Genomic DNA, 12,975 nt, shown 5'->3' on the forward strand with positions numbered 1-12,975 from the left:
ATTATTGAAAATGTTTAAAGACTCAAATAACACGAAAGGACATGGCTCTATTCGTAAAAATAAAGTCTATGGAGCTGTAGGTGTACTTGCACTTGGAGCTGCAGCAATCGTTGGGGGAACTTCCCAAGCATCCGCAGATGAAGTAACTGAAGCTCCTGTAAATTCAGAAACAGTTGCTACCTCACAAGCAAACGCAGACAGTCTTATGTCACAAGCTACAGCTGTTGCAACTTCAGATGTCTCTACTCCAACAACCACAGCGACTGCAACAAACACTACTGTTTCACAACCTACTGAAACAGTAGCAGAAGTAGCCACTACACAACCAGTAAGCACTAATGATAATAATGCTTACGCTGAAAAGGCTAATACATCTACGGAAGCTGAAAAGGTAACTATCGACAACACAGCCGTCACAGATACAGTTGCTACTGCCAAAGATAGCGGTGTAAAAGTGACACAAGATACTACCCAAGACAAGGGGACTGCGACTACAAGCGAAGAACTCGAAACAAAGCAAGCTGAAATCAAGGCCGACCAAAATGAACAAGTAGCTACAATCAAACAAGCTACCCAGGACGCATCTGGACGCCAATCAGCCTATGATGCAGCTGACAAAGCTCACGACACACTTGAAACTCAAGTAGACAAAGCGGTTAAAGATAGTAATGGACTTATTAAAGCTGAAGCTACTGAAATCTCAAGTGGGGATGGTAAAAATGTAGGTGATTACAACACCTATACTGAGCAGGTTAATAAGCAGATTGCTTCAAACAAAGAAACCATCGACAAGTTTAACAAAGATTATGCTGCTATGAAGGATAATGCTAACGTTAATGTTGATGGACGTGTGACAACACAAAATGTTGATCAATTGACTTATGGTAACTCTGTTCAAAATGGTAGTGTTAATCCAGACGGAACCTTCTCATTTACTCATGATATGAATGACTCAGCTAATGATAGCCTGGGTGTTTTGGGTACAGGTACCCTTAATGGTAAGGTCAATTTCACGTCTGCAGCAAACGGAGATGGTTCTACCACTGTAACACTTAATAGTCTCGATTTGTGGAACTATACCTACACAAGTAACCGTCCGAACACTGGTGTTAACCAAAATCTTAACTACCACGTTTATACTGATGGAGAAGAAATCTACTCAGTAAACCACGATGGTAACTCAAGCTTTGCTGAAGATATCAATCGTAGTATTGCGCTCAACAAGTCTTATGTCTTGAAGCCAGGAGAAACTACTGGTATTATCCCAATTCTTAACATTGACGATAACTGGATTATCAATACTCATGGTCAGTTGAGTCTTGATTTCACTAATCCAAACGTGGTTCCATCAGCTACAGTTAAAAAGGTTAATGAGCCTGTTAAACCAGTAATTCCATCTGTAAGCTACCATGACTACAGTATGAATTATCAACCAACTGTAACTAAAACTGTCCTCAACAGCGACGGCGAAAATGTTAATGGTAAAATGATTCCAAAAAATGATGAACATACGTACGTTTTGAATAATGGAAACATTTTTGCAAATGCCAAAGTTGGCGATACCGTAACAACACGTGATCCTCTTGAATTTGGAGAAGTTCCAAACATCGAAGCCAACAAAGTTGAAAATGAGGCTAAAGGTTGGAACGTTGATTATGATGATGCTTCGAAGACCTACACATTTACTGCCAAATACGATGGTAAAGCTCTTGAAGCACCTACAATCAAGTTCGTAGCAACGGACGATAACGGTTTCTACGATAATACTTATAAAGCTGGTCGTAATGGTTACGAAACCTTCTCTGATACTGTCACTAACAAGACACCAACGGCTCCAAAACCACATAAGTCTGTTACAGATTCAAAAGGAAATGACATCGACGGTAAGACTACTGACGATGATAAAGTAACCTTCCATTTGACGACTGACTATAGCCCATACAAAGATATGGCTGCATCTAAACAAGCACTTAAATTTGCACTCCTTGATGACGTGCAAGATGGTGCATTCTCAGTAGATGAAGATGCTATTACTATTGTCAATAGTCAAAACAAAGATGTCAAAGACCTCTTTGATATGTATCACGTACTTTCGGATGAAGGACGTACTGATGCCATCAACAAGATCCTAAATGAATCTGGTCTTAACCCAACTGGTGAATTCTATCTCTGGGTAGCCAAAAGTCCCGTTGATTATTACCAAGACTATATTCTAAAAAACAATAATGTAACAGTTAATCTCCCTGCTACATTGCAAGTCCCTGCAGGTACTACTGTAGAAAATGATTTCTATCAGATTGATTTTGGTAATGCCTATAAATCGAATCTTGTTTCATTCGATACACCACCAGCAGCACCAGTAGGAGAATCTGGCGGACCTACTTCTACCCCAGTAACTCCAGTAGAAGAAGTGCCTGTCCAACAACAAGCTATTAAAGTTCTTCCTAATACTGGTGAAAAATCAACTTCAGCTATTGCTACAGCAGGTGCAGTTATTTTGGCTACTGCACTTGGAATGCTTGGTTTCTCTAAACGTAGTAAAGAGTACTAAGATAGCACCCACTTCTTAAAATTCCTTTTCCCTATTCTAAATTCATAATTCCCTAAAAACACAGCTCACAAGAGTTGTGTTTTTTTAAGAGGTGTCACTGGGTTACAAATAGATATTTGTTTTCCTATAATAAAGAAGTACTTTAAAACAAACTAGGAAGGAAGTTATTGCTTATATGAGAACTGATAATTTATATAATTATGAACTTATGAAATCAAGACCATATAGGTAGAAAGAAGGTATCTATTTGAAAAATAATAAATTAATGTTCATGTTGCTGATGAAATGGTTTGCTGAAAGTATTTATTTTCTTGAAATCATATTTATAACAGCCACTTCAGTTCTGTTATTAGCAAACAATATTCTCAATGTTTCAACAAAGACGATTCATATTATCGCCCTGATATTACTGGTAGTTTATGTATGTATTGGTTTGTTATTAGCTAATCGAAAAAATAAATTTACGATGTCAGTTAATTACTTTAAATTGATAGGAGCATTGGCATATATCGTACTTATTACCACTCTAAAAGGTATTGTGTTTGATATTCTAACACACCCTCTAGTTACACTGGGGATTGCACTTCCTTATGTTGTAGCTATTGCCTTAAGAAACTTCAGCAAAGGTCAAATCAATAAAATCATTTTTGACGATAGACACAATGCAAATATCAGAGGACGATTTGACACCGTAGACAATATCAAAGAGTCGATGCGTTCATCTATTGCTAGTAGTATTTCTCATGAATTTAAAGGTCTTACGGAAATCAGAGATGAAAAGTTTAGACAAGATACAGAAGGAAATGTAGCTGGTATGTTCAAAGTGTTACTGAAATCTGGCTTTTGGGGGCTTAAACACATCCCATTGACTAAAGTAACACTGACATTTAACTTAGAATAAGAGGTAATCACGATGAAGAAAAATATTTTAACAACGGAACAAGCAAGTTTTTTAAAGCAGTACAATTTTTCACTGTACCAAGAACGATTTGAGGTTTTATGTAAAGCTCAAAAAGCTGAAAAGGACGGGCATCTAAATTTTGCCTCGGACGATGAATATAAAACATTTATTGATGCTGTAATGACTGGAGAATGGTCTGAAGAACTCTTTATGATCAACCTATCAAATCCTATTGGATGTGAACATTTCCTTGCAGCACGAGAAGATGGCAATGGCGGACTAATTTGGGATGTCGTTGATTATAGTGAGGGAGACCGCTTCACGAAAGAACAAATCCAGACGATTGTTCCAGAGGCATATCGATATAGTGCCTTTATGGTCTCTGAGATTGCTGCAGAAAAAGACTGGGGGCCAGAAGCTCAACACCAACGACTTGAACAAGCAAAAAACAAGCAAAAGAACCTGAAAAGACTATCGAGAACTTTTCAAAACCTCGTGTAATCACAGATGAAGAAAGACATGATGACTATACACAAAGTTCTATCAGAACAGTAGCAGCAACCTTGAGACCTGCACAATAATCATAGGACTAGCTTAGGATAGCATATAGTGATGCTATCCTTTTTGTATTGAATCATATACCACGCGCAACACTTCACTTCACAACTCTAGTAATTTTCTTGAATAATAATCAAAAGACTACTTTAAAATGTGAGAACATTTAAGTATAAAAAATAAACAATTTTTGCACTTTTTACTCATTAAAAATAAAGACATATTGGTTACAATATTTGTACAAAAATAATGAGTATTATTGTGACTTATATGACTCATACATGAATAAATATCAGGAGGAAGAGATAAAATGAATCAATTAATATTGAAAGATGTTTGCAAAAAATATCCCAATCAACCAAATTATGCTCTAGACCATATCAATTTGACTGTCGGAAAAGGAGAATTTGTGGCTGTCATGGGGCGTAGCGGTAGTGGGAAAACGACACTTTTAAATGTTACTTCGATTATTGATAAAATTGATAGTGGGAGTATTTATTGTGCAGATAGAGAAATTAGTGCATTTTCTGATAACGAGGCAACTAATTTTAGAAAAAATGATATTGGTTTTGTTTTTCAAGATTATATGCTTTTAGACAGTCTAACCATTAGGGAGAATATTTCTGTTGCTTTGTCTCTAAAAAATGTTGATTCATCAAAGATTGATGATTTGATAAATAGCTATGCAAAAAGATTTAATTTATATGAACAGTTGAAGAAATATCCTTATCAACTTTCTGGAGGTCAGAAACAGAGGGTCAGTATTATCAGAGCAATCATTAAAGAACCAGAGATTATTTTTGCTGACGAACCAACTGGAGCACTTGACTTGAAATCTTCTGAAGGAACAATGAGGATTTTGAGTGAAATCAATAAAACGGAAAAGGTAACTATTTTAATGGTTACTCATGACGTTTTATCAGCTTCTTATGCCGATAGAGTTGTACTCCTCAAAGATGGTAAACTTCACATGGAGATTGATAAAGAAGATTGTGGAGAGTCGTTTTACGATGTAATTACTCAAGCTTTATCCGATAGAGGAGAGTAATATGATTTGGTCAATTACAAAATCTAACATAAAAAAAATTTTTCGTTATATCGTATCTATTTTCTAGCTACGATTGGTTTATTAAGTATTTTTATAGCTTTTCTAAATTTTATCTCAGATAAAATCATTGCAGAAAAAATTAGGAATAGTGGTCAAGCTCTAGTTATCGCTAATGGGTCATTGATTTTTCTGACTGTATTTTTGGTGATATTCTTAATTTACTTCAATAATTTCTTTGTTAAAAAACGTAGTCAAGAACTTGGAATCTTAGCAATACTAGGGTTTTCAAAAAGAGAATTAACAAAATTACTGACTTTAGAAAATCTTGTTATTCTAGTTTTGAGTTACTTGGTAAGTTTATTGCTGGGACCGACTTTATATTTTTTAGCTGTACTGGTAATTACTCATCTATTGGAATTAACAATGGAAGTTCAGTGGTTTATTACAGTTAATGAGATTATAGAGTCTTTAGGAATATTAGTTGTAGTTTTTCTGATTAATTTCATCACAAATGGACTTATCATTAGTAAACAGTCTTTGATTGAATTTGTTAATTTCTCAAGAAAGGCTGAGAAAAACATCAGGATAAGAAAAGTCAAAGCTATTATTGCTATTACTGCATTGCTATTGTCATATGTTTTATGTTTGGCGACAGTGTTTTCATCCACACGAAATATACTATTAAGCATAGGGATGGTACCGATTTCTCTATTGATAATTATCTTAATTGTTTTTGGAACAATTTTTACAATCAGATATGGATTGACTTTTGTAATTTCTTTGTTAAAAGAAAATAAAAAAAGGTTATACCGCCCTCTCTCTAATATCATCTATCCCAAATTTAACTATCGTATTGCGACCAAAAATAAACTATTAACAGTCTTGGGAGGTCTTTTAACATTAACTGTTTCAGTTACTGGAATTATGGTAATGCTCTATGCTTATTCTCTTAATGGAATAGAGAGATTGACTCCATCTGCTATAGAATATAATGTTAAATCAGAAAATGGTCAAGTTAATGTTACAAATATTTTAGAGAACAACCAAGTGAGCTTAGTTGATGTTGACCTATTGAGATTGAACACTACTCCAGAAGTGACTATCACAGAATCTGGGCAAACAATTCCTTATTTTGATATAATTAATTACAGTGATTATAAAGAGTTAATGAAAGCTCAAGGGAAAACAAATTCTATTGAAGGTAGTGAGTCATTACCATTGTTAATAAATTATTATCCAACAGAAATTAGCCTCGGGAAAACCTTTAATTTGGAAAATGCATATGATGTTACTGTAAAACAAGTATCAACGAATAATGTTTTTAGTTTTTCTACAAGTGTCACGACTCTGGTTGTTTCTGATAAATTATATGCTGAACTTAGTTCTCGTTTTCCAGAGAAAGAAATGACAATTAGGACTTTTAATGGAAATTCTATTAGGTCAAGCGAAACATTTTACAATCAGTTTAGTACGGTTCCTGATGTTATCAGTAGTTATAGTAGGGAATACACAGTAAAGACTGCTAATATTGCAACTTATATCTTTATAACTTTCCTATCCATACTCTTTATCATTTGTACAGGTAGTATTCTATACTTTACAAGCCTCATAGAAATCATGGAAAATAAAGAAGAATATAGCTATCTAAGTAAGCTAGGTTATAGTAAAAAATTGATTAACCGGATTCTCAGATATGAAACAGGTATACTTTTCCTTATTCCTGTATTAATTGGGATTGTAAATGGTAGTATGTTGCTTATTTTCTATAAATATTTATTTATGGATACATTGGTAGCAGGCAATATCATAATGCTATCTTTATTGCTTTGTCTGTTTTTCTTCTTGATAATATATGGCACATTTTATTTATTGACATTGCGGTCAGTGAAATCAATAATCAACATTAATTCTAAAAACCTTTTAACTTTAATGATTAAGTAAATAATATGATCAGAATAGAAAAAATAACAAAGAGTAAATTTTTTGAGATTGCAATAATCTTGTTACAACAATTAATAACCTTGTTGATTTTGTTCTATAACCAAGAGAACTTGTCTCTTCTTTTCTCTGAAAAAGTGGCTCTTGTAATGACTCTTATTGATACGGCTTTTATTTGGCTGGCAGCAATATTACGCCAAAAACAAGATGATCTTTTTAAAAGAATTATTTCTATCATATCCTTAACAATTTGGCAATACTTGGTATCTGTGCTATCAAGGGAAACTCCTCTCTTTTTTAGTAGTGGTCTGCAAATTATATTGCTCTATTGTTATACTGTTGAGATTACTAATTTAATATTATATGGGCAGAAACAATTTAAGGATAAGCTAGATAAGTGCTTGTTAATAATTATTTTTGTTTCTATAATTAGCCTTTTAGTTAATAGAATTTTATTTAATTTTTTATTCCTGATTATTTTTACTATTTTACACCTTTATCCGTTATTGGTTATAGTGCTATATTATAGGTATTTTAGGCAACAAATATCAGTAGTAAAACGTTCATTGATACTGTTTTCTTTGCTTTTGCTGGTAATACTTAGTAGTGAATTTTATGGAGAAATACTAGATGTTAATCAAGCCTTTAATAATTTGGGGTGGTATCTGTTTCCCCTTATAATGAGTACAATATACTATTTTAAGGTCATACATGATAAATTTAGTTCAGTTACTCAAAGATGGTTAGGTAACTACAAAATTCGTATAGAACTATTATTTGTACTTCTCATTGTTTGTTGGGTTGTACTTATAAATGTACTAGTTAAAGATTTTTTACTATTTTTTATAGTTGTTGATGCAAGCACGTTGTTTTGTCTAGTGGTAATTTCTTGTATCTTTTATTATTTAGAAAACTCTAAACAAAATTTTGACTATAAAAATAGAAGGCTGAACTATTTCATGAAATCAGAGGAAAACATGAGAGTGGAGTTCTCAAATTATTTGCATGATGATGTCTTGCAAAATATCATAGCGATAAAAAACTTACTCTCACTAGAAAATAGTGATCTAACACATGGTTTCATTGTTAATGAGTTGAATGATTTAGTTTCTGGTATCAGGGATGAAATTGATACTTACCACCCAATAGTTCCTGCTAATCGAACAATGAAAGAAAATATACAGTCTCTTTTTGACGATGTCGTCAAAAGAAGGAAAAGTAATAAATTATTGTATTTCAACTGTTCGAATAGTACAATAATCCCACCTCCATATGGAGATATTGTTTACAGGTTTATAAAAGAGTTAATTAATAATGCTATAAAATATGGAGTTAGTAAAGATATCCATTTATCTTTAAAGGTTCAATCTGATATTATTATCATTGAGGAGAGTAATCATATAGTGGAAAAAGTTCAATCTATAAATTATGGTAGAGGTTTGAAATCATTTCAAGAAACACTAGCAGCTTTTGATGGGGATATGGAGCTACAAATAGATAATAAACAATTTAATATCAGAATATTACTTCCCATAGATTGGAAATTGTGCTATGAAGATTTTATTAATTGATGACCATAAACTATTTGCGAAGAGTATCCAACTGTTATGCCAACAGTATGATGAAGTAGATGTCATAGATACGATTACTTCTAATTTTAACGATGTGACGATTGATTTGTCTAAGTATGATATTATATTACTTGATATTAATTTAACAAATATTTCTAAAGAGAATGGATTGGAGATAGCAGAGGAACTCATACAGTCTACTCCTAATTTGAAAGTTGTCATGCTGACAGGATATGTTAAGTCAATCTATGAAGAGAGAGCAAAAACAATAGGCGCATATGGTTTTATAGATAAAAATATAGACCCTAAACAACTCATTTCTATCTTAAAAAAAGTGGATTCTGGGAAAAAGTATTTTGAACAAATTGAGTTTCAGGATTATGTTGAATCTTTAACTGAACGAGAAATAGCTATCTTAAATTTAAGTAAGAAAGGTCTCTCTATAAAAGAAATAGAGGAAACATTACAAATTAGTAGGAGAACAGTATTTAATCATTTGAATCACATCTATTCAAAGCTCTTAGTAAATAATAAGCAAGAGGCTATCTACAAAGCTGAGCAATTAGGATATTTTATGGATTTCTGAGTTATAGGTAATCAAACTACTTAAGTTCTATCTCCGTATTTGTTAGGAATTTTCTGTGAAATAAAAAGAAGGTAGCTGTGATAAATGCCGATATTAAGCTATTTTAAACCTAGATTTTATTCTTTAAATATATAACAGAAAGCCCTTGATATAGGGCTTTTTAGCTATATTTAAACTATAATAATACTAACCAATGTGAATCGTAAGAGGTTTATTAAGAGCAACGGCGATTTTGCTCATGGTTTCGATGCTAGTGTTATTTCCACGCTCGATACGTGCAATGGTAGATTGTGGAACAGGGATGTTTTTTTACTATCAAATCTATTGGTAATATCGTATCGCTTGAAAACCTCACCAAAATAGTCTATACTTTTTGTTAGTTTATAAACTAACAAAAGAGGTGGCACATGGGATATTTTGATTATTCAAGAGAGCCAAGAAGCGATATCGCTTTTATCGATATGAAGTCTTTTTATGCTAGCGTAGAATGTGTTGAGAGAGGGTTACATCCTCTAAAAACTTCTCTATGTGTTATGAGTAGAGCTGATAACTCTGCAGGTCTTATCCTAGCTTCTTCACCGATATTTAAGAAAGTGTTTGGGAAATCAAACGTAGGAAGAGCATACGACCTCCCTTTTGATGTTCAAACAAGAAAGTTCTCGTATTACAATGCCAAGAAACAAGGATTGAGAACAGATCTAGAATACGTGCGATTCATTGAAGACTGGGCAAAAGTGACTTTCATCGTTCCTCCCAGAATGGACGAGTATATCGCAGTTAATATGGAAATCCAAGGCATTTTTCAAAACTATGGTAGCCCTAACGATATCTATCCTTATTCTATAGACGAGGGTTTTATCGACCTGTCTAGTTCTCTTAAATACTTCGTTCCAGATAAGCAGTTGTCACGAAAGCAAAAACTTGACCTTATTTCAGCAAGGATTCAAAGGGACATCTGGAGACAAACTGGTATCTATTCAACCGTTGGTATGTCCAATGCTAACCCTTTACTAGCTAAACTAGCCCTTGATAATGAAGCAAAGAAAACTTCCACCATGAGAGCTAACTGGTCCTATGAGGATGTGGAGAATAAGGTATGGTCTATTCCTAAGATGACAGATTTCTGGGGTATCGGTAAAAGAATGGAGAAACGCTTCAACACGTTAGGTATCCACTCAATCAAAGACTTGGCAAATGCCAACCCAGATATCTTGAAGAAAGAACTAGGAGTAGCTGGCCTTCGTTTATGGTTTCATGCTAATGGTATTGATGAAAGTAACGTTCATAAGCCTTATAAACCAAAATCAAAAGGTCTAGGTAACTCCCAGGTTCTCCCTAGAGACTATTTTAGACAACGTGATATTGAAATTGTCCTTAGAGAGATGGCCGAGCAAGTTGCTATCCGATTAAGAAAGATAGGCAAAAAAGCGACTGTTGTTTCAATACACCTTGGCTACTCTAAACATGAGAACAAACGTTCTATAAATACTCAAATGAAAATTGAACCAACGAATAACACCGACATGCTGACAAACTATGTGTTGAAGTTATTCCATAATAAATACACTTCAGGAGCAATCCGAAGTGTAGCTGTTAATTATTCTGGGTTTGTAGATGAATCTTTTGGATTAATCTCACTATTCGATGATGTCGAACAAATTGAAAAAGAAGAAAGGCTCCAGACAGCAATAGATTCTATCAGAGACCAATTTGGCTTTACCTCTCTACTAAAAGCTAATGCACTTGATAGTGCATCAAGAAGTATTGCCAGAAGTAGGCTCATCGGAGGACATTCTGCTGGAGGATTGGATGGTTTAAAATGATTGATCGTTCTTATTTGCCATTTCAAGCAGCAAGAGAATACCAGGACCCTGGGATGCAGAAGTGGATGGGGTTCTTTCTGTCTGAGCATACCTCATCATTACATGCTGCTAAAAGTCGTGTTGACTTCTCAACAGACCTAAGTAATCCTCAGAAACTCTTATTACTTTCTCAACTCTATATCAACCAACTTAAAGGGCAGTTCACTATCAAACATCATGATAGAAAAATTACTTTATTCGGCGAAGTGAGAGAACTGTCTCGTAAAGAAATATCAATAAAGACTAGTGAAGGGTATAGATTAGTCCAACTCGACAATATTCTTCAAATCGCACCAATTTTAAGAAGTTAGACAGATCATTTGCTAAGGCTAAGGCTGAGGCAAAAGTCAAGGTTTTTTTAAAAAAACCTTGACTTTATTTATTTTTCTGATATATTAAGTGTGATAATTTATATTTCTAAAAATTATATAATGTTCCTCTGGAGGTTTATTTTGTCTATTAATAAGTTTTCTAAATATGGAATTGTTTTAGTTGCAGCTATTACAGTTGCGACTGTAGCACAGTCCCAATTCGGTCAGTCGTCTTCAAAAGTGTATGCCGATGAAATTGCTAGTACGGCGCCAAAAACGAGTGAAGTCCCAAGCATAACACCTGCTACTAGCGAAAACGTTAGTACAATGCCAACGACGAGTGAAGCACCAGCAGTAGTTTTGGCTTCAGAAAATAGCGAAGCTCCTGAAACAAGTGCTTTATATTCAGAAGATGGAGGTCTTGCAGTAACTCCAACTGATATAGTTTCACCGACAAGTACAACGCCAAGTGAAAATTCAAGTGATAAGTCACTTTTCTTTCTTTATGTAGAGCATACAGATAGTGGTGTCGAACAATCGGGGACTGGTGTCTACGGCGCTAATGAAGATGGGCGCTTCGTTATTCCTGAGGGAACTGATTATAGGTATTCTTACTATACAATCACGTCAGATGATGGAAAGAGTTTTAAACCTGGAGATGTTATACCTTATGATAGTCCACTTTTAAACCATCCTAATTTTGATGACAATCCTATAACATATACCTACTATAAAAATAAACCTTCTGTAGAAGGGAACATTATCGTGAACCCAGTCATTAGACCTTCATGGCATCATGGAGATTCTATTTCTTTTCATGTTCGTTATGGTGTTTTTGAGAGAAATAGTAAATATGGTGTTCCAGCAGTAATTGATATCGCACCTTATGACACTGTTGATGTACCTTTGGATAAGCAGGTAACAGTAAGCGCTAAAACTATACCAGGCTATACTTTAGATAGCGCTAATAAATACGAAACTGGTTCTGATATTCCTAATAATACGTTGATGTTATCTTCCTCATATTTTGTTACTGATAATACTGGAACACCAATGGCCATGTTCCTTTATAAAAAGAACAATAGTGAGACAGCATTTAAAGATAGTTTAACTCCATCTGCAAAACCATCATCTCAGTCTGAAGGTCCGTTAACCTATACTGTTATTTATCATTTTACTGGTGAGGATTCGCGTTCTGTAGAATATACGATAGAGCCTGGTGAGACAAAATATTTAAAACTTGGCGGTAAAGGTGCCGTAGCCTTTCCAGTCATTAGCGGTACACCATCCTTTTACGAAGTTAGCTATGACAGAGTAAAAGCTGGTAAAACGCTTTATGAATTTTGGCAGTATGACTACCATACTCATAACGGAGATGGTACTCCTAAAGTGACCGATACATCTTCTACACCAGCGACCAGCACTACTCCGGCTACTAGTGAAGCTCCTGCAGTTAGCACAACACCTGCTACTAGTGAAGCTCCTGCAGTTAGCACAACACCTGCTACTAGTGAAGCACCAGCGGTCAGCACAACACCTGCTACTAGTGAAGCTCCTGCAGTAAGCGCAACGCCAGCTACTAGTGAAACCCCTGCAGTTAGCACAGCACCTGCTACTAGTGAAGCTCCTGCGAACAGCACAACGCCAGCTAC

Annotated in this window: 8 protein-coding genes and 4 pseudogenes; 11 read left to right on the forward strand and 1 reads right to left on the reverse strand. The window is 34.6% G+C overall.

Annotation, left to right across the window (positions count from 1 at the left end; genetic code table 11):
- The first annotated feature begins 10 nt into the window (after positions 1–10).
- The 8 genes and pseudogenes from HSISS3_RS02395 (at position 11) to HSISS3_RS02425 (ending at position 9,150) form a co-directional block, all read left to right on the forward strand.
- On the forward strand, positions 11–2,551 hold the full coding sequence (locus HSISS3_RS02395) for an SspB-related isopeptide-forming adhesin (RefSeq protein WP_021151613.1): 2,541 nt from the start codon (positions 11–13) through the stop codon (positions 2,549–2,551).
- A gap of 247 nt (positions 2,552–2,798) precedes the next feature.
- Positions 2,799–3,452: a hypothetical protein gene (locus HSISS3_RS02400; protein ID WP_021151614.1), complete on the forward strand. Its 654-nt coding sequence runs from the start codon at positions 2,799–2,801 to the stop codon at positions 3,450–3,452.
- Positions 3,453–3,464: 12 nt separating this feature from the next.
- On the forward strand, positions 3,465–3,953 hold the full coding sequence (locus HSISS3_RS02405) for a hypothetical protein (RefSeq protein WP_021151615.1): 489 nt from the start codon (positions 3,465–3,467) through the stop codon (positions 3,951–3,953).
- A 287-nt stretch (positions 3,954–4,240) separates the two neighbouring features.
- A pseudogene (locus tag HSISS3_RS12210) lies at positions 4,241–4,321 on the forward strand (ABC transporter ATP-binding protein); the annotation flags it as partial.
- Entirely contained in the window at positions 4,318–5,055 is a 738-nt protein-coding gene (locus HSISS3_RS02410; RefSeq protein WP_021151616.1) for an ABC transporter ATP-binding protein, read from the forward strand. The pseudogene HSISS3_RS12210 and the gene HSISS3_RS02410, both read left to right, overlap by 4 nt.
- A 1-nt stretch (position 5,056) precedes the next feature.
- Positions 5,057–6,996 (forward strand): annotated as a pseudogene (locus HSISS3_RS02415) (FtsX-like permease family protein).
- 5 nt (positions 6,997–7,001) lie between these two features.
- On the forward strand, positions 7,002–8,564 hold the full coding sequence (locus HSISS3_RS02420; protein ID WP_021151618.1) for a SalK-like protein: 1,563 nt from the start codon (positions 7,002–7,004) through the stop codon (positions 8,562–8,564).
- Positions 8,545–9,150 carry a response regulator transcription factor gene (locus tag HSISS3_RS02425; RefSeq protein WP_021151619.1) on the forward strand — a complete coding sequence of 202 codons (606 nt, stop codon included), beginning with the start codon at positions 8,545–8,547 and terminating at the stop codon, positions 9,148–9,150. The genes HSISS3_RS02420 and HSISS3_RS02425 overlap by 20 nt, the downstream gene beginning before the upstream one ends.
- A 186-nt stretch (positions 9,151–9,336) precedes the next feature.
- Here HSISS3_RS02425 and HSISS3_RS11460 read toward each other — a convergent pair.
- Positions 9,337–9,447 (reverse strand): annotated as a pseudogene (locus HSISS3_RS11460) (helix-turn-helix transcriptional regulator); the annotation flags it as partial.
- 110 nt (positions 9,448–9,557) lie between these two features.
- Between HSISS3_RS11460 and HSISS3_RS02430 the strand changes: the two are divergent.
- The 3 genes and pseudogenes from HSISS3_RS02430 to HSISS3_RS11905 all read left to right on the forward strand — a co-directional run.
- Positions 9,558–10,973, forward strand: coding sequence for a Y-family DNA polymerase (locus HSISS3_RS02430; protein WP_021151620.1), 1,416 nt, complete (start codon positions 9,558–9,560; stop codon positions 10,971–10,973).
- A complete protein-coding gene (locus HSISS3_RS02435) occupies positions 10,970–11,323 on the forward strand; it encodes a hypothetical protein (protein WP_021151621.1) in 354 nt (117 codons plus the stop codon). The genes HSISS3_RS02430 and HSISS3_RS02435 overlap by 4 nt, the downstream gene beginning before the upstream one ends.
- 141 nt (positions 11,324–11,464) lie before the next feature.
- A pseudogene (locus HSISS3_RS11905) lies at positions 11,465–12,975 on the forward strand (hypothetical protein); the annotation flags it as partial.

Source organism: Streptococcus sp. HSISS3, assembly GCF_000448605.1.
Classification (GTDB): Bacteria; Bacillota; Bacilli; order Lactobacillales; family Streptococcaceae; genus Streptococcus; species Streptococcus raffinosi.